Genomic DNA, 23,676 nt, shown 5'->3' with positions numbered 1-23,676 from the left:
GATATACCCCATAGCTGTGGTTTCAATGCCCACAGCTATGGGGTATATCATGTGTCCGGCAAGCAATATATGCCAGGTCTATCCTCGATCGTAGTGAGGAAGTTCCTCCGGGATGATCATGGAGATCTCCACTATACCAGCCACTTCACCATCCTTGCGCCATGGGGTCTGATATATCATCTTTCGCAGACCCTGCTTTCTGATGGTGTAGGAGTTGCTCTCGCCTGTGTCAAGCATGTGGCGGATTATACCGCGCGAACGCTCGGAATGGCATCCGAGCAGATTGGTGCCGATGAGATCACCGTGTTTCCTGTACAATTCACGGGCGGGCGCGTTCATATATAGTATCACACCCTCTTTGTCACACACTGTCACTGCACAATTCATGGACTCTGCCCATTGAAATTCCTGTATCATGTCCATAGTTCAATTCTTTATGATTGGTTATGACAGCGAAATTGCTAATTTTATCACAACTCTCCAAATATTATGTATCACAAAACTGCAAAAACACTCATTTTTTCACGGCCTCCCTTATTGCGCTTGTAGAATCGACAGGGATTTCGTAAATTTGTGAGTAAGTAAATCAGATGTAACTCAGCGGGAAACATATGGACCATTATATTGTATCGGCAAGAAAGTACCGGCCGTCGACATTCGACAGTGTCGTAGGTCAGAAAGCACTGACAGCCACACTCAAAAACGCAATTGCCTCGGGACGACTCGCCCACAGCTACCTGTTCTGCGGCTCACGCGGAGTAGGCAAGACCTCATGTGCGCGCATCTTTGCCAAGACCATCAACTGCCTGTCGCCTACCCCCGAAGGCGAGGCATGCAACGAGTGTGATTCATGCCGCGCATTCAATGAGGGCAACTCGCTGAACATAATCGAGCTTGACGCCGCCTCCAACAACAGTGTGGACGACATACGTCAGCTCGTTGAGCAGGTGCAGATACCCCCTGGTCAGGGCAGATACCGTGTGTTCATAGTCGACGAGGTGCACATGCTCTCCTCAGCAGCCTTCAACGCATTCCTGAAGACACTTGAGGAGCCACCGAGCTATGTGATATTCATACTCGCCACCACCGAGAAACACAAGATAATCCCCACTATCCTATCCCGCTGCCAGATATACGACTTCAACCGTATCACAGTGCGCGATATGGTAGACCATCTCACATATGTGGCAAAAAGCGAAGGGATCACAGCCGAACCGTCGGCTCTCAACATCATAGCCCGCAAAGCTGACGGAGCCATGCGCGATGCCCTCTCCATATTCGACCAGGTGGCGGCATCCTCGCGCGGAAACATCACCTACAGGAGCACCATCGACAATCTCAATGTCCTGGACTTCAACTACTACAACCGTCTGCTCGACTGTTTTCTTGAAGGCAAAGTACTCGACTCATGGCTTATCTACAAGGAGATACGCGACAAGGGCTTCGACTCCCACTTTTTCATCAACGGAGTTGCCGACTACATGCGTGACCTCATGGTGGCACGCGACCCATCGACAATCGTACTGCTCGAAGCTGACGACGACGCACGCAAGGCCATGGCAGAGAAAGCCGTGAAATGCCATCCTGAATTCATCTACAGGGCAATGAACCTGTGCAATGAGGCTGATCTAAACTACCGCACGGCATCCAACAAGCAATTCCTTGTGGAGCTCACGCTCGCCAAGATATGCCAATTGTTAAGCCCTTCTCCCGGCAATAGCGGCGAAGGAGGGGGGCAGTTACAGAAGATCGCCGACTCGAACACGCCATCAGCCCCGGTACAACAGGCTGCCACCACAGCCGCCGCACCGGCTGCTCCCAACGTCCAGCCAAAGACTCCGGTCACAGCCACTCCGGCTCAGACATCCACAAGCGCAGCTTCACCGCAAAAGCCTGTCACCTCTCCCCTGCCGCCACCCGCCGCACCACCGGCAGGCAAGCGAATCATAAAGAAGACCGGCATAGGCACGTTCTCCATATCCGGAAACGACGGCAATACCTCCCAACAGTCATCATCACTCACACCCGCCGCCACACAACAGCGGGATGCTGCCTATACTCCCGGGCAACTCAACTCGGCATGGCAATCATACATAAAGGCCCATCCCACAAGCCATATACTCATCAACACAATGCGTGCATCCTTTCCGTCGCCCATGGAAGGACACACCTATCGCGTGATGGTCGAGAATGAGAAACAGCGAGAGGAGATGATGTCAGCAATGCCATCGATACTATCCACCCTGCATGACGCCACATCCAATGATCATATAATGATCACAGTTGAAATCAACCAGGGGGAGACCTCGCCTCACACATGGAACGAAAGGCAGGTGCTAAACCATATGGTGGAAAACAATCCCGGACTGCGTGATTTTATAGATGATATGCAACTCACTATAGGCTAAGAGCAAAAAAATCATTAACTTTGCAACAATCTATTTTTGCATACAGAAACTTCAGGCTAAAGGTCAAGGGTTAGAGGTCGGGCCGACAACCATGCATAAGCGTGCTACCTTTAGCCCATAATCATTTAAACTTAAATTGAGCCGGGCTCAATTTAATCCTGTAAGAGATGAGATTTGACGAATTAGAGCTTAGCGATGACGTTCTCGACGCGCTCGATGCGATGCGCTTCGGGGATTGTACGCCCATCCAGGAACAAGCAATACCATTGATATTCTCCAGGCGCGACCTCATTGCCGTAGCCCAGACAGGCACAGGCAAGACAGCAGCCTATCTGCTCCCTGTTATCGACATGCTCGCCGATGAGCCTGAACCGGTCGACTCGGTGAGCTGCATAGTGATGTCGCCCACACGTGAGCTCGCCCAGCAGATCGACCGTCAGCTCGAAGGATTCTCCTACTATCTTCCCATATCAAGCGTAGCGATCTACGGCGGTACCGACGGCAAGGAGTTCGCACGCCAGCAGAACGGTCTAAAGCGCGGAGCCGACGTGGTAATAGCCACTCCCGGAAGGCTCATAGCTCATCTGCAACTCGGAGGCATAGACCTGAGCCGCGTCAAATACTTCATTCTCGATGAGGCTGACCGCATGCTCGACATGGGATTCTTCGACGATATAATGCAGATAGTGAAGCATCTGCCCCAGGATCGCCAGACACTGATGTTCTCGGCTACAATGCCTCCCAAGATACAGCAGCTCGCAAAGGCAATCCTTAACGATCCCGCCGAAGTTAAGATCGCGGTGTCACGCCCAACTGAAAAGATAGCTCAGAGCGCGTGCGTGGTGTACGAGAACCAAAAGCCCCAAGTGCTCAAGCACCTGTTCCGCACCATCAGCGACAAGCGTGTGATAGTGTTCGCCTCATCCAAGCTCAAGGTCAAGGACCTCGCGAAAAGCCTCAGGAAAGACGGATGGAAGGTCGGAGAGATGCACAGTGATCTGGAGCAGGAACGCCGCGATGAAGTGATGCTCGATTTCCGCGCAGCCCGGCTCGATATAATCGTAGCCACCGATATCCTCGCACGAGGCATCGACATCGACGACATATCACTTGTGGTCAACTACGATGTGCCACGCGAGGCGGAGGACTATGTACACCGCATAGGCCGTACGGCACGTGCAGGTGCCGGAGGTGCCGCCGTGACACTCGTAAGCGAAAGCGAACAAGGAAAATTCGGCGAGCTTGAGCAGTTTCTCGGTTATACCGTCGAGAAGCGAGAGCTTCCTGAAAAAATAGGTGAGACTCCCGAATACAACCCCAACCGCCGCAACAGAGGCGGCAGAGGAAAACAAGGCTCACGGTCACGAACACAGGGACGGAAATATAATTCCGGCGGAAAAAACAACCGCAGTCCCAGATCAGCGGAAAAGCCGGAGCAAAACGAAGCGAAGCGACCCGCTACGAAAGTCACTAAGTCAAAAGCCCACAAGGCAGCACAGGAACACATCACCAAGGCTAAGGCAGACAATGCCCGCCAATCATCCGCCACAGAGGACAAACCGGAAAAACGCCGCAAATATCCCAATAAACGAAAGAAAAGACCCATGTCGGATACTGCAACACCTGCCGAATCCTGACTGACAGTGCAATACATCAGAAGAGCAACTATTTTTTCCTATTTTCCAATAATTCAGTCACATCGAGAATCAACAAAACCACATGTCAATGAATAATCTGTCATCTTTCCTGACCGTAGCAGCATTGATAGCAGGCTCGTCATCGGTATCAGCCCAAGTCACAAGACTCCTTCCGGAAGTGACACGATCGGTAATATACAACTATACGCCGGTTGACTCCACACTCGCCGACTCCATCCCATCCCTCGACACCCTGGAGTTTGAAGCTCCGGAAATGAACGAAATGTTCTTTGACGGAGTGGAGATGGTGCAGCAGCCCGACAGCATTCACTTCCCGGGTCCGGAAGATATCGAATATGTTGACTTCAACCCCTACCCTCTCCCTACCGTATATCTGCGGCCGACAGTATTCGACCGACTGCACATACTCCCACCCTACGAGATTGATCCACATATCCAGCTCGTACCGGGAGTGGACCATTACGCTACCGAATGGGCGTCACGCTCCATAGCACAGACACAGCTCATGGAACGCACACGCCAGCGTTACATAGTGAATTACCCCCATCTCATCCAATACGACGAAGCACATCTCCCTGAGCCGCCGAAAAAGTTCACTGCCACTGTGGACCCCGCAACGGCGCGTATCCTCATCACTGAAGTTATAGCCAAGGAGATGCCGGTGGCTAATCTTGAGGCTAAGTTCGAGAAAAAACACTGGCTGAAAACATTCAATGCCAATCTGCAATTCTCGCAGGCATACGTGTCGCCCAACTGGTATCAAGGCGGCAACAACAACCTGAACGCCCTGATGAATGCTTACTATAATGTAAAACTCAATCCGGCATTCCATCCCAATCTGCTGTTCGAAAACACCCTTCAGTACAAGCTCGGCATGAACAATGCTCCGGACGACGAGATGCATGACTACAATATATCGGAGGATTTATTCCAATGGAACATGACAGCCGGCTATAAGGCAAACAAACGTTGGTACTACTCAATGAACACTCAGTTCAAGACGCAGATCCTTAACAACTACAAACCCAATTCAAACACTCTGAAAGCCGCCTTCATGTCGCCGGGCGAACTGAATATAGGTCTCGGTATGACTTACAACTATGCCAACAAGAACAAGACATTCACATTCGATGCGTCGATATCTCCGTTGTCATATAATCTCAAGACATGCACCCGCGGAAGAATGAAAGAAACATCATTCGGCATAGAGGAAGGTCGAAAGACTGTGAGCGAATACGGTTCGAATGCCGAAGGTAAACTCACATGGCAGATTCTTGAGAACATCTCTCTGCGCTCACGACTGTTCGTATTCTCGGACTATGACTACATACAGAGCGACTGGGAAAACACCATACAATTCACAGTCAACAGGTTCCTGAGCACTCAGATATACGTGCACATGCGCTACGACTCCACTTCACCCGTGATCGAGGATACCGACTGGCACAAATTCCAGCTCAAAGAGATTCTTTCGTTCGGATTCACCTACAAATTCGGAAACTGATAACACATACATGCGACCTCTCTCCATTCTGCTCATCTTACTGTTCATGTCAGGCACGCTCACTGCGAGCGTGCTTGATGACATACCCTCCCGCTCGGAACGCATTGAAGGCTACAGCAACCCTACCCTTGTCAGGCAACGTATGGCATCAATGCCACTCCACGACATAGAGGGGTTGTGGGAATTTGCCGGAGAGGGCTCACTCATGGCAATAGAGCGTGTAAACGGTACACACGGAGCTGCCACCCTGTACCGACTGGTCAATGTAAAGAGTGCGGACATCAGTATGCGTGAAGGCACTGTTATGGGCTATCTGACTCCCACTGCAAAGCGCAGACAGTACGATGCACGCATATATTCATCACGCTCTGACGATCATACCTTCCTAACCCGGCCGTCACGCAATCTTATCACACTCTCCGACGACGGAACACGGATATCATTCAAGGCTTACGGACGCAAATTCCGGTTCAATTGGTGGCGTCTGCTCCTGCCCTATATGTACCGTCACCTCATCACTCCTGTAGAGAATCATCCAGGCGACATAGAAGGGTGCGTGAAAGTGTTTCCTGAGCCTTCCATACCTCTTAATCCCCGATACTTATGAGAAGCAACGCAAGCCACAGATTATTACTGCCGATGCTGCTATACATCATAGTGGCGGCACCGCTGGCACTCTTAGGCGACAATACCCTGCGTGGAAATAGACTAAAAGCATCAGGGAGAAATATGTATCCTCTCACAGCCGCATCTCCGCAACCACAGCCCGACACCTTAAGACATCCTGTATCACCAACTATAACAGTCTCGGGCTATGACAAGCCACTCCGCTCTTATCGTGAAACTCTTCTGCTGACCAACGGCACAGAGCGCGAAGTACTCTCCATTGCACTGACCATAATGTATATTGACATGCAAGGACGCCAGTTGCACCAACGCACCGATACACTGACTGCAAAGATCCCCTCAGGAGAGACACGTATGGTGCGCATGTCATCGTGGGATACACAGCGCTCCTACTATTATCATCGCGGACAACGTCCGCGCACAGCTAATGTCACCCCCTATGACATATCATGCCGTGTAGAATTCATAACCCTTAAACCTGAAAAAAATGACTGATTTTCTTTCGGAATATCATATCCTCGGACTCGTCATAGGATTATGCACATTCCTTATAATAGGAATATTCCATCCCATCACCATAAAGTGTGAATACTATTTCGGTGCAGGCTGCCGATGGTGGTTCCTTGTGCTCGGAATCATAGCTGTAGCTGGCTCCATATGGGTCAGAGACGCATTCTGGTCATCCCTGCTCGGAGTATTCGCATTCAGCTCCTTCTGGACCATCGGAGAAATCAAGGAACAGCAACGCCGTGTAGAAAAAGGCTGGTTCCCCCACAACCCCAAACGGAAAACAAAATAATCTATTAGATACAAAAACAGACGTTCCTGATATTGATTTTTTCATCAATATCAGGAACGTCTGTTTTTATCTACAATAATTATCTCTATGAGACTACTATATTGACAATCTTATTGGGGACTACTATTACTTTACGTATTGTCTTGCCATCGATCCACTTTGCGGCTCCCTCGTTTGACAGGGCGAGACGCTCCACTTCATCCTTAGGAGTGTCAGCAGCCACCTGTATATTGAAACGAGCCTTGCCATTGAAAGACACAGCATAGTTCACAGTTGACTCCACAAGATGCTTCTCATCCCATTCAGGCCACTTGGCATCGCATATGGTGGTATCGTTGCCGAGTGCCGAGTGCCATAGTTCCTCGGTGATGTGAGGAGCGAACGGTGCGAGTATCACAAGAAGATCGCTGAGCACAGCCCTTGAATGGCACTTAAGAGAGGTAAGCTCATTTACACATATCATGAATGCTGCTATAGAGGTGTTATAGCTGAATGTCTCTATATCACCTGTAACCTTCTTGATGAGCTTGTGAAGAGACTTAAGAGCCTCAGCCGATGGCTGACTGTCATCTACAAGCAGACTTCCTCCCTTGTAGAAGAGTCCCCAAAGCTTCTTTAGGAAACGGTTCACACCGTCTATACCGTTGGTGTCCCACGGCTTGCTCTGCTCAAGCGGACCGAGGAACATCTCATAGAGCCTAAGAGTGTCCGCACCATAACGTGCCACAATATCATCAGGATTGACAACATTGAACATCGACTTTGACATCTTCTCAACAGCCCATCCGCACACATACTTTCCATCCTCAAGCACAAACTCGGCATCGGAATATTCCGGACGCCATGCACGGAAAGCGTCAATATCAAGAATATCATTGCTCACGATGTTGACATCGACATGTATAGGTGTGACATCATACTGTCCTTTCAGACCGTGGGAGACAAAAGTATTTGTACCCTGGATACGATAAACGAAGTTGCTTCGTCCCTGGATCATACCCTGATTGATAAGCTTTCTGAACGGCTCAGACTCACACACGTACCCGAGGTCGTAGAGGAACTTGTTCCAGAACCTTGAATATATGAGGTGACCTGTGGCATGCTCCGTACCTCCTATATAAAGGTCCACATTGCGCCAGTACTCGTCAGCCTCCTTGCTTACGAGAGCTTCATCGTTATGTGGGTCCATATAACGGAGATAGTAGGCAGACGAACCGGCAAAGCCCGGCATAGTGTTAAGCTCTATGGGATGACCGTCCTCTGTCACCCAATTCTTAGCACGCCCCAGAGGCGGCTCTCCGGTCTCGGTGGGCAGATACTTGTCAACCTCGGGGAGCAGAAGCGGGAGCTTGCTCTCGTCCATGAGAGTGGGAATACCATCCTTATAGTACACAGGGAACGGCTCACCCCAGTAACGCTGACGGCTGAAGATGGCGTCGCGCAGACGATAGTTGACCTTTACACGGCCTATGCCCTTCCCTTCTATAAACTTCTTTGTGGCTGCAATGGCATCCTTTACCTCCATGCCGTTGAGATTGAGCTCATCGGAAGCACTGTTGATCATTCTGCCGCTCTTGGCATCAAAGCTCTGCTCGCTCACGTCGCACCCTTCTATAAGCGGTATTATAGGAAGATCAAAATGCCTTGCGAACGCATAGTCACGGCTGTCATGGGCGGGAACAGCCATAATTGCACCTGTACCATAGCCTGCGAGCACATAGTCGCTCACATATACAGGGATATTCTTTCCGGTGAGAGGATTGACCGCGTAGCTGCCGGTGAATACACCCGACACCTTCTTGTCGATCATACGCTCGCGTTCGGTCTTATGCTTTATAGAATCAAGATAAGCCTTTACAGCCTCAGCCTGATCAGGAGTGGTGACCTGAGCCACATACTCGCTCTCCGGCGCAAGCACCATGAATGTCACACCGAACACAGTGTCGGCGCGCGTGGTGAAGATATCAAGCACCACATCGCTGCCTGATATCGGAAAATGCATCTCGGCACCTTCAGAGCGGCCTATCCAGTTGCGCTGGGTCTCCTTCAGTGAGTCGGTCCAGTCGATAGTGTCAAGTCCGTCAAGAAGCCGCTTGGCATATGCCGACACTCGCAGGCACCACTGGTACATCAGTTTCTGCTCCACAGGATAACCGCCACGCACCGACAGCCCCTCGCTCACCTCATCGTTGGCGAGCACTGTGCCCAACTCCGGACACCAGTTCACCATAGTATTGCCGAGATAAGCTATGCGGTAATTCATGAGAGTGTCGCTCTTCTGCTTTGCCGACATCGCCATCCATTCGTCAGCTGAGAAAGAGAGCTCCTCGGAGCATGCTGCGCTTATGCCTTCGGAGCCACAGCTCTCGAAATGCTTCACAAGCTCAGCTATAGGCATTGCCTTTTCAAGGCTGGTGTCGTAATAACTCTCCACCATCTTCATGAATGCCCACTGAGTCCACTTGTAGAACTTAGGATCGCAGGTCTTCACCTCACGGTCCCAATCGTAGCAGAACCCTATCTTGTCGAGCTGCTCACGGTAGCGAGCGATATTCTGCATAGTGGTTTTCTCAGGGTGCTGCCCCGTCTGTATAGCATACTGCTCGGCAGGTAGCCCATAAGCGTCATAGCCCATGGGATGTAGCACGTTGAATCCGCAAAGACGCTTGTAACGCGAGAATATATCGGAAGCTATGTAACCCAGAGGATGTCCTACGTGCAATCCCGCACCCGAAGGATAAGGGAACATATCCAATACATAGAACTTTGGGCGAGCCGAATCTATCTCGGCTTTGTAGATCTTGTTGTCGCGCCAATACTGTTGCCAGCGCGCCTCTATTTCTTTATGATTGTATTCCATAATTCTTTATTATATGTTTCATATAGAGTCAGGGCTGAGTCTTGACTGTCTCAGTCAATCCCGCCACCTCTAATAAAAATCAGCTCATAGAAAGCATCCTTGTGATGGGACGGCGAGCACGGTCAATGATTGCCGCATCCACATGGATTTCGGGAGCCTCGTGCACAAGGGTGAGATAAAGCTTACGGAGAGTGTTGAGCTTCATGAAAGAGCAATCGTTGCATGCACATGTGGAATCATTGGGCGGAGCCGGTATAAATGTCTTTTCAGGGCAACGGCGACGCATCTCATGAAGGATTCCGCTCTCGGTAGCCACAATGAACTCGGTGGCGTCAGTCTCGCAAGCCCAGTCAAGAAGCACAGCTGTCGACCCCACCTTGTCGGCGACGATTCTCACATGAGCCGGACACTCGGGATGAACGAGTATCTTGGCTCCGGGATGCTGTCTCTTGAGTTCAAGAATCTTTTCAAGGGAGAACTTCTCGTGCACATGGCATGCACCATCCCACAGCACCATGTCACGACCGGTCTCAGAATTGATATAATTTCCCAAATTGCGGTCGGGACCAAAAATTATTTTCTCATCCTCAGGCAGAGAATTGACCACCTTCATGGCATTGCCGGAAGTGACGACAATATCGGTGAGAGCCTTGACGGCAGCCGAAGTGTTGACGTAAGAGATCACAGTGTGACCCGGATGATCCTTTATGAATTTTTCAAGTTCGGGAGCCGGGCAACTGTCGGCAAGAGAGCATCCGGCATTGAGGTCAGGCACCAGCACCTTCTTCTCCGGACAAAGAATCTTGACAGTCTCGCCCATGAAATGCACTCCGCACATCACGATTATGTCATTGTCGAGACCTTCTGCGATCCGGGCAAGAGCGAGGGAGTCGCCTACAAAATCAGCCACCTCCTGGATTTCACCCACCGTGTAGTAATGGGCGAGGATGATAGCGTTCTTCTCTTTTTTGAGTCTGAGAATCTCTTCTTTCAAGTCAATGCCTTCCGGCACCGGAGCCTGGACGTAGCCGTTATCGACTTTCATTTATTTATGTTTGAAAAATTTTTTTGAAAAAGAATTTATTAAGAAGAATAATATTAACTGTAAATATATACAATAACTTTATCGGTGTTTCATTGCATATATGGGTTATTGAACCATACTTACATATATAACTGAGTTATTGACATCGTAAACAGTTGTAATACAACTCATTCATATAGTTATTAACATAGTGTTAATAATGTGCAAAGTTAATAAATTTTCCGTAGTTTTACAATGCAATTTGTTGAAAAAGGGGCTTGAAAACAGAGTGATAGTAAATCAATAACTATTTTGGCTTAGAAAGAGTGTTGATTATACAATTATTCACATATATATGTCAATAGAGAGTTATTAAAAGCTATTGAAAAGTTTTTGACAGTTATTTACACTGTTTTCAACACTGTAAAAAAGTATATTTTTTCCATGTGAAATCCCTGATTTAAGAATGGTAAAAAATATTTATAAAAATGTTTTGTGAATTGAATTTATTGTTATACTTTTGTGGTGTACTAATACACTAATACATTTAGAATGCTAAAGTTTGATAATGTCTCATTCTCTTACAGCCGTCGGCGCGGTCCGGTTATCAAGGATTTTTCCTTTGATATAGAACCTGGCGGCGTGTATGGTTTGCTTGGGAAAAACGGAGTGGGCAAGTCCACACTTCTATATCTTATGGCGGGAGCATTGACACCTTCCAGAGGAGAGGTGCTGTATCTCGGAGTCAACACTCGCCTGCGTCTCCCCTCCACGCTTTCGGATATGTTCATAGTGCCGGAAGAGTTTGTGCTCCCTACGATAAGTATCAGGGATTTTGTCAGAGTGAATTCTGTGTTTTATCCCGATTTTTCCAGTGATGACATGAGGCGTCACCTTGATGTTTTCGGGATGGATGAAGGTGTGAATCTCGGCGAGCTATCCATGGGACAGAAGAAGAAAGCGTTAATGAGTTTCGCTCTTGCCTGCAATACTCCCCTTGTGATAATGGACGAGCCTACCAACGGTCTTGACATTCCAGGCAAGGATGCTTTCCGTCGTTTCATTGCAGGAGGTATGAGGGATGACCGTACGTTTGTAATATCCACACATCAGGTGAGAGATATGGACCAGATGCTCGATCATATCATCATAATGGATGACGCGCGTATACTGCTTAATGCCGGGATCAGCGAGATCGGCAGGCGGTTTAAGTTCACACTGACCGATTCTCCGGCAGTTATCTCTTCGGCTCTTTATGCCTCTCCATCGATAGGGGGAACGGCTGTGGTACTTCCTAACAAGGACGGACGTGAGACAGAGATTGACGTAGAGATGCTGTTTAATCTTGCCACGGAGCGGCCGTATATTGTTCAGTCGGTTTTCTCAGATTATAAAACTCAGATAGATAATGGATGCCAATAATATATTCTGTCCTGTGCGTTTCGGCAGACTTGTGAATAAATATATTGTCGAGAACCGTTCGCGGTTGTTGCTGATACTTGCCACACCTCTTGTTGCTATGACTATATTCGCTTTGCTGATGTCGGATGGTGACAGCCGTGAGGGGTATTATACCGGTGTGAATAATGAACTCGGATTCTTTGTAATAATGACATTCATATTCGGTATGAAACTGTCGTCAGGTGCATTCCTGTCTATGTCGAAGCCTAAAGAAGCGTTGGCTTCACTTACGCTGCCTACATCACAGCTGGAAGAATTCCTTGTGAGATGGCTTGCGCTCGTGCCAGGTTTTATGCTGTGGTCGGTGCTCTGTGCTTTATTCGCCGACAGCATGAGAGTGGTGTTTACACGGTTTATATTGCACGGTGTTGCCGACTTTACGCCATGGTGTGATGTCTTTACCGGAAATGGTGGACCGTTGATGTGGTCTGAGAATGCTTTCTATCACATTGTGATTGTGTTCATGCTGTTGCAGTCGTTCTTTTTCCTTGGTGCAATAGTGTGGAGAAGAAATCATTTCCTGAAGACTTTTTTTGTGCTGAGTGTGATATACGGTATATATTGTTTCGTAGCAGTCATTATCACACGAATGCTGTCATGGCATGGAGTAGGATATTTCATCATGACCCCGATGGTGATAATGTCGGTGGTGACCATATTGATAAATTACGTGCTCGTGTATATGAGATTGCGTGAAAGTGAGATCATTAACCGCTGGTGAGTCATGGTGTTCAAAGAAAACAATAAGGCTATTTATCTCCAGATAGCCGACCGCATATGCGATGATGTGATGACCGGCACCATTGAAGAGGGAGCGAGGATACTATCGGTGCGAGAATATGCCGCCTCGCTACAGGTAAACGCCAATACCGTGATGCGAAGCTATGACCATCTCACTCAGGAGGGGGTTCTGTTCAATAAGCGTGGAATAGGGTTCTTTATAGCCGAGAATGCAAGAGCGATAATTACCGGTATGAGACACGAATCATTCTTCAATGGTGAGATTCAGGAGTTCTTCCGCCATTTGAGTCTGCTTGGTGTCACACCGGATGAATTGAGAGAAAGATATGAAAAATATTTAGAGGAGGAAGATAGACGATGAAAAAGACTACTTATATGATGATCGCCCTGTTCTTTTTGGGCTTGGTGGCGTTTTCGATGCTCATATCCTATAACGTCACCAAGGCTGACCGAAATGAACGGATGGAGTATGAAAACAGACCGGTGATAGGTGTGATGCCTGAGATGACGGACACTCTGCCGGAGTTTTCGGAAGTGAAGTTTTATGGTAACGATGATGTGTCGAGTCTCGGCATTGGCGGATTCAAAGGTTTTGCTATACTTGAGAGCGATTGTGTGAAAAGACCGGAATTGGTCGCACCGGCTGACTGGATGCCCTATATAAAGCGTGATGTAGAGGATGGGGTATTGTCAGTGAGCATCGACAGGGATTCCATAGTAAAGGGATGTCTGAGCCCAGACGGATCATTTTCGAAGGACCGTCACTACAAGGTAAAAGCCGATAGTTCCATTATTGCAACCATCAGGGTGCCTCGCGGAAAGTTGAGTAGTGTGAATTCCTCACTCAAGGGTGTGACAATCTATCTCGATTCCTTGCGTGCCGGGAGTCTCAGGACTGATATATGCCACCGTATAGTGCTTAATAATTCTCATTTTGATACACTTGAGAATAAGAGCACAAAAATTAGAGAGCTGAAACTCAATGGCAGCACGGTGGGGATGTTGAAAATGGGTGCGAAGAGAAGAGGATTCACCATCAATTGTGTGGATTCTGTGTCGGCTGTGGGATCCTATTCTTTCGAATCCGGTGGCAGCAAGAATGGAATGAAGATCAGCTTTTGAAAAGATATTGATATGGGGATGGTACCTCTGATACCATAAAAAACTATGAAGAAGAGACAGGAGAACTGGTGAATTTTTAAGGATAAATAATCATGGATTATAATATGTTCTCCTGTCTCTTTATTTTAGTTCTGCACAGAGGGCAGAGTGGCTTTAGCTGAGTCGGAAAGGTGTTATAATCTCAGCGATACTGTACTTTTCACCTTTTTCATTTAGGCGATTCAAAGTTCGTAATAATTTGTATGCAATCCAAATTAAGACCATAGAACCAGAGGACTAAAGATATAGCCCTCTGGTTCTATGGTCTTAGATTTTTAATTTGATATTTTCTTGAAAAGTAAATTATTTTAGTTAAAATTATATAATATAATAAATTGTATTTGTTTTTATTGGATAAAAAAATTAAATTGCAATCGTATCAATCAATTATCAAAATTATGTATTCATCCTCTCTCCCACATACGCATAACCTGAAATACCTTTGTCTATCCGACTGATTTTATATTTATATTAAAAAGTCAGTCGGAACAGTCAGTTGCCAGTTTTGTATGGATGCTATTCTGTTTATAGTGTTCATAATAGTTATTTATAAATTTATCACATAGTAGATGTTATGCGTATACCAATAAAAATATTGTCAGTTCCATTTGTATTACTTTCATTGTTTTTGACTTCGTGCAATGATGATATTGAAGAGCCATCTGAATATAAAGGTAGAAGTACGGAAGATTTTCAGTATCCTCATGTATATGATATAGTTAACAATTTAAGGGTTGATAATGAAATGTGTCGTGCATGGGATAGGATGTTATCATATGTAAATGACAATTCACGACTTGAAATTGGATTTTATATTTATTATGATAAAGGTGATTATTGGTTTAGTGAATGGTTTTATGGTCCAAATACGTCCTATGAATCAGAGATATCACCAATAATTAAATATGGTGATGTAGAAAATAAAAATGCTCTATGTGCTTTTTTTCATTGTCATACGCCATATTATGGTGTTGGTAGTCGTGGTACTGGACCGTCTGATAAAGATAAAGAGGCTGCTCAAATATTAGGAGTACCAGGTATTTTGTATGATTACAATGCTGAAAGCATTTCGTGGTTTTTTCCGTATGAGGACTCATTGCCTATGCCATATTTTTTTGGTTATATGCGTAGACCAAATAGATATTTTTAATGACAAAATAAACAGTATTATGAAAAAATGTATTACATTATTTATGGTTAGTCTGATTTCATCTGCAGTGATGACATTCGGAGACGTGCCTGCTGATATCCTTGCTGATATCCCAGAAGATGTTCCTGTAGAGAAGCCTTTTAATAGACTCTATTTCTCTAAAGATACAGAGGCTAAGATCTTAGAAATAGCTCGGCAAGTGTGTGATGATGTAGCTCCAAAATATAGGTCTGACACTCTTGTTCCTGTTATATTCAGTTTTCCGAAACAAGAAGAACATCCTATATTTAAGAATGATATTATAACAGTTAAATTCATGAGGGATACGGCTGATTATATTTGTCATAGGATGGGAGAAATTAGAAGATATGGAGGAAAACCTGGTCTTAGGAAAGTAAGAATAGTTCCGAGGTTTGTCATTCAGGTATATATGCACAAGGAAACATTAGAACCTATTTTTATCCAAGATGATATTTACAGAAGTGTTCACTTTGATCCGAGTTATGATGAGTTCCGCAGGCTGTTGCCTGATAAGAGGTTTGAGCCGTTTATACCTCCAGCTACAAAGCCCGGAGAGATTATTGTTTACTGATTAGTAGTGGTGCGATAAAAATCCAACCACTGTGATTAATATATTAGTATTTAGTCAAATACAAGAGTACATTGATTTTTTGATTTGAATTTGGTTTATTAGTCTTGTTGTTCAGAAGCATCAAGATTATGAATCAAGGAAAGTTCGTGTTCTCCCAAGTCATCGAGTTTATACCGCGCTACTGGTTCGATAAGCTGGTAAAGCAATATAAAGGCGATTGGCATGTAAAGAATCTCACCAGTTACAACCACCTCCTTCATCTGCTCTTTGGTCAATTGACAGGGTGTGATTCACTTAGAGACATTTGTCTATGTTTGGAAGCCCACTCGAAAATCCTATATCACCTCGGTTTTCGCAACACAGTGAACCATACATCATTGTCTCGCGCAAACGAAAGCAGGGATTATCGTATTTTTGAGGGACTTGGGTTTTATCTTATCGGATTGGTTAGACCAATGTATTCAAAGGTTCAACTCTCAGAGATAACCATAGACAACGTAATTTATGCGTTGGACTCCACGACCATATCCACAAGCATAAAACTCGCAGCGTGGGCGTTGGGCAAATACAGCAAGGGGGCAGTTAAAATGCATACTTTGCTTGATTTACGAGGAAGTATACCCACCAACATCCATATCACTGATGGTAAATGGCATGACAGTAACGAACTCGACATGCTCACACCGGAACCATTCGCTTTTTATGTAATGGACAAGGCGTATGTTGACTTCAAGGCACTGTTCAGATTCCATCAGTCGCAGGCATTCTGGGTGTCACGCCCAAAAGAGAACATGAAGTTCACAACCATAGAGCAGTTGGCTATCCCCGATACGACCCCAAGTATCATAGAAGACTCTCGGATTCGTGTCACCGGATACAAGTCCTGCAAGCTCTATCCTGAGGATATGAGATTCGTAAGAGTATATGACATGGACAATGATGCCATTGTTGATTTCATATCCAATAACTTTGAAGTCAGCGCATTGGAAATCACCAATCTTTATCGTCACCGTTGGGATATAGAGGTTTTCTTCAAGTGGATTAAGCAGAACATCGTCGTCAAGAATCTTTGGGGATTCTCCGAAAATGCCGTTAAAGTCCACATTTGGACTGCCATCATAGCCTATCTGACGGTAGCAAGAATAAAAGCCAATTATAACAGCTGCTATTCTATTACCGAGGTGGCGACCTTGATCAGAATCTCTGCCTTGGAGCGTGTCGACCTGCGATGGCTTATGACCAAACAAGACCCATCAACCAATTCAGACCAAAATGTCAAAGAACTCTCTTTATTTGATGATTTTTAAACTAACGCGATTTTTATCGCACCAGTAGTATTTACTGATAATAAAGACAGGAGAACAGTAATAATCTTACCTGACACAAAAAAGACCATAGAACCAGAGGACTAAAGATATAGCCCCTCGGGTTCTATGGTCTTGGATTTTTTTGTTCAGGTAAGAGTGCTCCTGTTCTCCTGTCTTATATTTTACGTAGCTTTGGTCTCTGTGGATCAGTTCTGAGGCACGATGCGCATGTGGGCGTTGGGGTAGCGTAGCACAAGACAGGAGGCTTCGGTGAGCACTACAGCCTCAGTGTTGCGCACACCTTGCTTGTGGAAGCTGATGCGCTCCGCCGAGAATGGCACATGAGAGTATTTGGTGATGTACTCGGGGTCGACGATCATTCCGTAGTCCTCCATACCGCACAGGTCGAACACTTCGCAGCGGGCAACGTAGAGAGAGCCGAATTTGGATACAACATAGTCGAAATCGACACCCCATTTTGTGACGCGCTCGTTGCCCGATAACACTCGGTTGTGTTCGAGTGAATTCAGCCTTTCGATGAGACCTGATCCCGCGAGAAGCACTTTACGAGTGGATCCGTTGGAGTCGGAGAACGCTTTGCGCATCATGTTGATCAGTATCCTGCTGTCGAGGGTATCTTTGTTGTAGGTAAATTCTTTTGAGGTCTGGTTCCATATGCCTCCGGTCAACAGTATGTCGGAGTTGTCATTGATTTTTATGCATCTCTTGTTGCCGAATAGGAATGTTCGTTCCATGCACATACGCATATCCAGTATAGCTACCTCTTCCTGGTCGGAGAAAGTCCATCCCACCTCCTTATCGGAGAGCCGCTGTAGCATTGACTCCTCTATCTGTGCCTTGAATATCTGACAGAAGTTGAAGTCCTTGGTGGGTAGAGTGGCAAACTGAGGAGTCTGTACATCAAGCTCTCCGGCGGCGCGCCCCATTCTCACTATAATGGTGTTTTCATGGATGGCAGGAAACAGGAATTCGCCATCCTCGTTGTAATTGACATTGACAGGCAGGAGAGTGATTTTCTTTCCGTTTGTCTTGATTACATAAGCCACCAATGGCACACCGTCGGAGTTCTTTATAGTCGGCAAGAGCACGGTATCGGATGTTGACAATACTGATTTCGCATCGATTGTGATCTCGATGGGGTCATCTTTTGTGATGGTCTTGGCGGCTATCGTTCCCTGGGTGTGCGCGCTGCCGGGCTTGAGGTCCACCGAGTAGTATTCGACTTTCATTGAGCCTGCCTTACGTGCTCCCGCCATGCGTGATATCTGATCGAGAGGTGTGGATGACGGGCGTATTTTGGTGATGCGTTCGTCGATCTCGCTGCGCAGGAGTGACGGTGATACCTGTGCGGTGATCTGGGTGGTGACCGGTGTGCCGTTGATTGTGCCTTCTGTGATTGTTGCTGACATGTCTTATGGATTTATGGTTATAGGATTTTTTGGTGTGTGAGCTTTGTCATGCGATGTCCCATATGCTGGGTCGGATATTGGTCAGTACGCGGGATGATGTGTCATCCTTCTCCGTTGGTGTACCGGAGGCTCTCATCAGTTCCCATAGCGAGAGATCGGGCGGAGAGCCTGGAGCGGGTCCTGGCTGTGGGGTTGCTGTTGGAGTGGGGGACTCGTCGGGTGGCAGTTTCTCTTCATTCATAGCAGTGCTGTTGTTATTTTGATTGACATTGCAAAATTACTTGCGTGTGGTGGGAGAAAAAGTGCGGTAATGTCGCGCTGCATAGGAAAAAATTGAGTAATTTTGCTGCCATCTTTAACCATAATCTTTAATTGTATATTTTACGATGAAAAAAATTACAGCAATTCTCGCTGCCGTGCTGATTATGTGTATGGCCGGCACAGCTAATGCCCAGTTCAAGGTAGGTAAACTCGTTGGAGCAGCCGCCAAGGGTGTAAAGGCTCTTACCCTGACCGATGCCCAGATGGCTTCTTATGTAAAGGAGTCGGTGGACTGGATGGATACCCACAATAAGGTATCGGATGCCGACAGCCCTTACACAAAGCGTCTCAACAAGCTTGTAGAGGGTATCAATGATATCAATGGCATACCCTTGAACTTCAAGGTGTATGAGGTGATCGATGTGAACGCCTTCGCTTGCCCTGACGGAAGTGTGCGCGTGTTCTCATCGCTTATGGATATCATGGACGATGACGAGCTCATGGGCATAATAGGTCATGAGATAGGTCATGTGGGCAAGCATCACAGCAAGAATGCTTTCAAGCAGGAACTTCTTACCGGAGCCGCCAAGGATGTGATAGCATCCACAAGCGATGTTGCTGCCGCACTCACCGACTCGCAGCTCGGCAAGCTCGGCGAGTCACTCGCAGGTGCAAAGTTCTCTCAGAAGCAGGAGCATGAGGCTGACGACTGCGGATATGAGTTCCTCGTATCCAATGGCCGCAATCCATGGGGTATGGTAAAGGCGTTTGAGAAGTTCCTTGATATGGAGAACAAGGCAGGCGGGTCATCAAGCTATATCGACCGCATGTTCTCTTCTCATCCCGAGACAAAGGCACGTATCGAGCGTATGACCAAACGTGCCACCAAGGACGGATATCAGCGTCCGTAAATTTTTTATAATCTGACATAAAGTTGTTTCTGTATAGAAATGAATTATTATCAGGATTCATTCTCTATGCCGAGACAACTTTTTCCATTTTATATTGATATGCAATCATTATACTCTCATCTCTAATTCTTCAGAACGGTTTTGCGAAAAATAAGAATACTTGACGGTGCTATGGGCACCATGATCCAGCGCAGGGGACTTTGTGAAAAGGATTTCCGCGGAGATAGATTTGCTTTCTGGCAGGTGGACCTCAAAGGCAACAATGATGTGCTGTGCCTTACACGTCCTGATGTGATCGAGGATATTCACCGGCAATATGTGGATGCCGGAGCCGATATCATCTCCACTAATACTTTCAATGCCAATGCCATATCGCTTGCCGACTATTCAATGCAGGACCTGGCGCGTGAGATAAGCCGTGAGGGTGCGAGGATAGCGCGTAAGGTGGCGGATGCCTCGGGACGTGAGATCATGGTGGCGGGAAGCATCGGACCCACCAACAAGACAGCCTCTATGAGTCCGGACATGAATGATCCGGGGATGAGGGCGGTCACTTACGATGAGCTGTATGATGCCTATACCGAACAGATAGAGGGGCTGATTGAAGGTGGTGTGGACCTGTTGCTTTTCGAGACTGTATTCGACACTCTGAATCTTAAGGCAGGGCTTGATGCGGCTGTCAGTGTGATGAGGGATACAGGGCGTGAAGTGCCTGTGATGCTTTCGGTGACCATAGCCGGAAAGGATGGGAGGACATTCTCGGGACAGACCCTTGAAGCGTTCATCGCCTCTGTGAGCCATGCTCCCATATACTCCATAGGGCTGAACTGTTCGTTCGGTCCGAGGGATATAAAACCATGGGTGGCAGAACTTGCCCGCATAAGTCCTTATCCTGTGTCCTGTCATCCCAATGCGGGGTTGCCTGACGCCTCGGGCGGCTATAGCGAGACACCCGGGAGCATGGCACAGGTGATGGCGGAACTCGTGGACGAGGGTCTTGTAAATATAATAGGAGGATGCTGCGGTACCACTCCCGGACATATAGCCGCATATCCTGCGATAGTCGAGGGGAAGTCCCCGCATATACCGCCGGCTGTCAGCCGGCAGATGAGGCTGTCAGGACTTGAGATGCTTGCTGTGGTTCCCGAAAGGAATTTTATAAATGTAGGGGAGAGGTGCAATGTGGCAGGCTCGCGAAAATTTCTCCGTCTTATCAGTGAAGGCAGTTATGACGAGGCTATTGCAATAGCCCGCAAGCAGGTGGAGGACGGAGCGCAGATAATAGACATAAATATGGACGACGGTCTTCTTGACGCTCGCCATGAGATGTGCCGTTTCCTGAATCTTCTTGCATCCGAACCCGACATAGCACGCGTGCCGGTGATGATTGACTCATCCAAATGGGATGTGATAGAGAGCGCGCTGAAATGCACTCAGGGGAAAGGTATAGTCAATTCCATATCTCTCAAAGAGGGTGAGGAGGCATTCTTGTGGCGCGCGCGCAGGATAAGGAGCCTGGGAGCGGCTGTCGTGGTGATGGCTTTCGACGAGGCAGGGCAGGCTGATGTGTTCGACAGGAAGATAGAGGTGTGCTCACGCGCCTACAGGCTTCTCACGGAGGTTGCCGGATTTCCTGCCGAGGATATCATATTCGACCCCAATATACTATCCATTGCCACTGGCATAGAGGAGCACGACCGTTACGGGCTTGACTTCATACGTGCTGTGGAGTGGATAAAGAACAATCTGCCGGGCGCGAAAGTGAGCGGCGGTGTGAGCAACCTCTCGTTCGCGTTCCGCGGCAATAATCCTCTGCGCGAGGCTATGCATGCGGTGTTCCTTTATCACGCTGTCAAGGCGGGGATGGATATGGGCATAGTAAACCCTGCCGCTTCGGTGAGCTATCCCGACATTGAGCCTGAGCTGCGTAGCTTGCTTGAGGATGTGATACTGTGCAGGCGTAAGGGAGCTTCCGATGACCTTGCGGCTTATGCCTCATCCCACATCCCCTCATCCAAAGGAGGGGAGTCGGCAGGGGAGAAGCGCGTGGAGGAATGGCGGTCACTGCCTGTAGGGGAGAGGCTTGTGTATTCTCTCGTTCACGGTATCCAGGCTCATCTTTCCGGAGATATATCCGAGGCTATAGCCGGAGGCATGAAGCCGGTAGCGGTCATTGACGGTCCGCTCATGGAGGGTATGAACAGGGTAGGCGAGCTGTTTGGCGAAGGTAAGATGTTCCTGCCTCAAGTGGTCAAGACGGCACGCACCATGAAGAGTGCCGTGGCTATATTGCAGCCTGAGATCGACCGCTGTAACAGTTGTGGGGGATCCAAAGTTGTGGGTAGTGCCGGCAAGATACTGTTTGCCACCGTGAAGGGTGATGTGCATGACATAGGCAAGAACATAGTGTCGATAGTGCTTGCCTGCAACAACTATGAGGTGATCGACCTCGGAGTGATGGTGCCGGCTGAGACCATAGTGCAGACCGCGCTGAGGGAACGTCCTGACATAATATGCCTCTCGGGGCTTATCACTCCGTCGCTTGACGAAATGGTCACTGTGGCGCGGGAGCTGAGGCGTGCAGGGGTGTCGATACCGCTTATGGTGGGTGGTGCCACCACTTCCGGGCTCCACACGGCTCTGAAGATCGACCCTGTGTATGACGGACCTGTGATCCATGTCCCGGATGCCGCACAGAACCCGCTGCTTGCCTCACGTCTGCTCAACCCTTCAACCCGGGAGACTTATATAAGGGAGCTCAAGGAGAATGCCAGGCTGCTTCGCACGGATATGGAGCAGAGGTCGGCTCATCCGCTTGTCCCGCTTGCCGAGGCTCGGCTTCGTCCTGCCTGTGTGGCGGCTCCGTCGGCAATGCCTGCATGCAGGGGGCGCAGGGTTGTGGATATACCTGTGGAGGAGCTTGTCCCGCTTGTCAACTGGCGTCCGTTCCTTAATGTCTGGAAGCTCCCGGCTACCCTCTGTGATGCTTTTTACGTGCATTCCTGTCCTTCTTGCAGGGAGAGCTATATCACAGCACATTCCGGCAATGAAGGGCGTGACAAGGCATCTGCCGCACTTTCACTCGCCCGGGATGCCTTTGATGCTATCAGGGCGTTCGACCGGCAGGTGAGGGGAGTGGTCAATCTTGTTGAGGCACGTTCGGAGGGTGATGATATAGTGGCTAAGATTGATGGCACAGAGGTGAGGATACCTACAATGCGCCGTCAGCAGCCCGATTCCTCCGGCAGATTTCCGGCTCTTGCCGATTTTGTTTGCCGTGACGGGGACTGGATAGGGGCATTTGCAGTGAGTGTTGATGTGAGGGAGGAGTGTGAGGTCCTGAGGTCGCAGGGGGATGATTATCGCGCATTGCTTCTTCAGGCGTTGGCCGACCGTCTTGCCGAGGCTGCCTCGGAATGGCTTCACCGCCTTGTGAGGCGAGAACTGTGGAGGTATGCCGCAGAGGAGCCTGACATGCCGCTTCAGGAGCTTTTGCAGGGGAGATATCAGGGGATACGTCCCGCCATGGGCTACAATTCGCTCCCCGACACGTCGCTCAACCATCGTATAGCCGTGCTTACAGGTATGGATGAGATAGGGGTATCGTTGACACAGCCGGGGGCACTGAATCCGTCGTCAAGCATATGCGGACTGTATATCGCCGCGCCGGAAGCGCATTACTTCAACCTCGGACCTGTCGGCGATGACCAGCGCGAGGATTATCTCCGACGGAAAGGTATGTAGCGGACCAAGGCTAATGTAAATCACATGCCCCCGGGACT

20 protein-coding genes are annotated in these 23,676 nt (G+C 48.1%); 15 read left to right on the top strand and 5 right to left on the bottom strand.

The window, feature by feature from the left end; all coding sequences use genetic code 11:
- Positions 1-78 precede the first annotated feature (78 nt).
- On the bottom strand, positions 79-423 hold the full coding sequence (locus tag EZ315_RS05115; RefSeq protein WP_286052769.1) for a PAS domain-containing protein: 345 nt from the start codon (positions 421-423) through the stop codon (positions 79-81).
- A gap of 188 nt (positions 424-611) precedes the next feature.
- On the opposite strand from EZ315_RS05115, the gene EZ315_RS05110 reads away from it, so the two are divergent.
- From EZ315_RS05110 to EZ315_RS05085, 6 genes are all read left to right on the top strand, one after another.
- Entirely contained in the window at positions 612-2,408 is a 1,797-nt protein-coding gene (locus tag EZ315_RS05110) for a DNA polymerase III subunit gamma/tau (RefSeq protein ID WP_135471124.1), read from the top strand.
- Positions 2,409-2,575: 167 nt separating this feature from the next.
- Complete coding sequence (locus EZ315_RS05105; protein WP_135471123.1) at positions 2,576-4,045, top strand: DEAD/DEAH box helicase; 1,470 nt, start codon at positions 2,576-2,578, stop codon at positions 4,043-4,045.
- Positions 4,046-4,133: 88 nt separating this feature from the next.
- A complete protein-coding gene (locus tag EZ315_RS05100; protein ID WP_170957470.1) occupies positions 4,134-5,570 on the top strand; it encodes a DUF3078 domain-containing protein in 1,437 nt (478 codons plus the stop codon).
- 10 nt (positions 5,571-5,580) lie between these two features.
- Positions 5,581-6,177 (top strand): hypothetical protein, encoded by a 597-nt coding sequence (locus EZ315_RS05095; RefSeq protein WP_135471121.1) that lies wholly within the window; start codon positions 5,581-5,583, stop codon positions 6,175-6,177.
- Entirely contained in the window at positions 6,174-6,692 is a 519-nt protein-coding gene (locus EZ315_RS05090; RefSeq protein WP_135471120.1) for a hypothetical protein, read from the top strand. Before EZ315_RS05095 ends, EZ315_RS05090 begins: the two co-directional genes overlap by 4 nt.
- The gene (locus EZ315_RS05085; RefSeq protein ID WP_135471119.1) at positions 6,685-6,996 is read left to right on the top strand and encodes a DUF4491 family protein; all 312 of its coding nucleotides are present in this window, start codon (positions 6,685-6,687) and stop codon (positions 6,994-6,996) included. The genes EZ315_RS05090 and EZ315_RS05085 overlap by 8 nt, the downstream gene beginning before the upstream one ends.
- Positions 6,997-7,081: 85 nt before the next feature.
- Here EZ315_RS05085 and leuS read toward each other — a convergent pair whose 3' ends face one another.
- Together leuS and nadA are read right to left on the bottom strand one after the other, a co-directional pair.
- Entirely contained in the window at positions 7,082-9,856 is a 2,775-nt protein-coding gene (leuS, locus tag EZ315_RS05080; protein ID WP_135471118.1) for a leucine--tRNA ligase, read from the bottom strand.
- Positions 9,857-9,935: 79 nt separating this feature from the next.
- Entirely contained in the window at positions 9,936-10,901 is a 966-nt protein-coding gene (gene nadA, locus EZ315_RS05075; RefSeq protein ID WP_135471117.1) for a quinolinate synthase NadA, read from the bottom strand.
- A 531-nt stretch (positions 10,902-11,432) separates the two neighbouring features.
- Between nadA and EZ315_RS05070 the strand changes: the two genes are divergently transcribed.
- From EZ315_RS05070 to EZ315_RS05040, 7 genes are all read left to right on the top strand, one after another.
- The gene (locus EZ315_RS05070; protein WP_135471116.1) at positions 11,433-12,302 is read left to right on the top strand and encodes an ABC transporter ATP-binding protein; all 870 of its coding nucleotides are present in this window, start codon (positions 11,433-11,435) and stop codon (positions 12,300-12,302) included.
- Positions 12,289-13,062 (top strand): hypothetical protein, encoded by a 774-nt coding sequence (locus EZ315_RS05065; RefSeq protein ID WP_135471115.1) that lies wholly within the window; start codon positions 12,289-12,291, stop codon positions 13,060-13,062. Before EZ315_RS05070 ends, EZ315_RS05065 begins: the two co-directional genes overlap by 14 nt.
- Before the next feature lie 3 nt (positions 13,063-13,065).
- Entirely contained in the window at positions 13,066-13,443 is a 378-nt protein-coding gene (locus EZ315_RS05060) for a GntR family transcriptional regulator (RefSeq protein ID WP_135471114.1), read from the top strand.
- Positions 13,440-14,204, top strand: coding sequence for a hypothetical protein (locus EZ315_RS05055; protein ID WP_135471113.1), 765 nt, complete (start codon positions 13,440-13,442; stop codon positions 14,202-14,204). The genes EZ315_RS05060 and EZ315_RS05055 overlap by 4 nt, the downstream gene beginning before the upstream one ends.
- Before the next feature lie 613 nt (positions 14,205-14,817).
- Positions 14,818-15,393 (top strand): hypothetical protein, encoded by a 576-nt coding sequence (locus EZ315_RS05050; RefSeq protein ID WP_135471112.1) that lies wholly within the window; start codon positions 14,818-14,820, stop codon positions 15,391-15,393.
- Between the two features lie 19 nt (positions 15,394-15,412).
- A complete protein-coding gene (locus EZ315_RS05045; RefSeq protein ID WP_135471111.1) occupies positions 15,413-15,985 on the top strand; it encodes a hypothetical protein in 573 nt (190 codons plus the stop codon).
- A 128-nt stretch (positions 15,986-16,113) separates the two neighbouring features.
- Positions 16,114-17,292: an IS4 family transposase gene (locus EZ315_RS05040; RefSeq protein ID WP_135471110.1), complete on the top strand. Its 1,179-nt coding sequence runs from the start codon at positions 16,114-16,116 to the stop codon at positions 17,290-17,292.
- A 206-nt stretch (positions 17,293-17,498) separates the two neighbouring features.
- Here the strand turns inward: EZ315_RS05040 and EZ315_RS05035 are convergent, their stop codons facing one another.
- Both EZ315_RS05035 and EZ315_RS05030 read right to left on the bottom strand, forming a co-directional pair.
- On the bottom strand, positions 17,499-18,722 hold the full coding sequence (locus tag EZ315_RS05035; protein ID WP_135471109.1) for an SU10 major capsid protein: 1,224 nt from the start codon (positions 18,720-18,722) through the stop codon (positions 17,499-17,501).
- A gap of 46 nt (positions 18,723-18,768) precedes the next feature.
- A complete protein-coding gene (locus tag EZ315_RS05030) occupies positions 18,769-18,963 on the bottom strand; it encodes a hypothetical protein (RefSeq protein ID WP_135471108.1) in 195 nt (64 codons plus the stop codon).
- A gap of 145 nt (positions 18,964-19,108) precedes the next feature.
- Between EZ315_RS05030 and EZ315_RS05025 the strand changes: the two genes are divergently transcribed.
- Both EZ315_RS05025 and metH read left to right on the top strand, forming a co-directional pair.
- A complete protein-coding gene (locus tag EZ315_RS05025) occupies positions 19,109-19,894 on the top strand; it encodes a M48 family metallopeptidase (RefSeq protein WP_135471107.1) in 786 nt (261 codons plus the stop codon).
- Between the two features lie 141 nt (positions 19,895-20,035).
- The gene (gene metH, locus EZ315_RS05020) at positions 20,036-23,638 is read left to right on the top strand and encodes a methionine synthase (RefSeq protein WP_262709752.1); all 3,603 of its coding nucleotides are present in this window, start codon (positions 20,036-20,038) and stop codon (positions 23,636-23,638) included.
- Positions 23,639-23,676: the final 38 nt, after the last annotated feature.

The organism is Duncaniella freteri, from assembly GCF_004766125.1.
GTDB lineage: Bacteria > Bacteroidota > Bacteroidia > Bacteroidales > Muribaculaceae > Duncaniella > Duncaniella freteri.
This window is presented reverse-complemented; position numbering and strand designations above follow the sequence as displayed.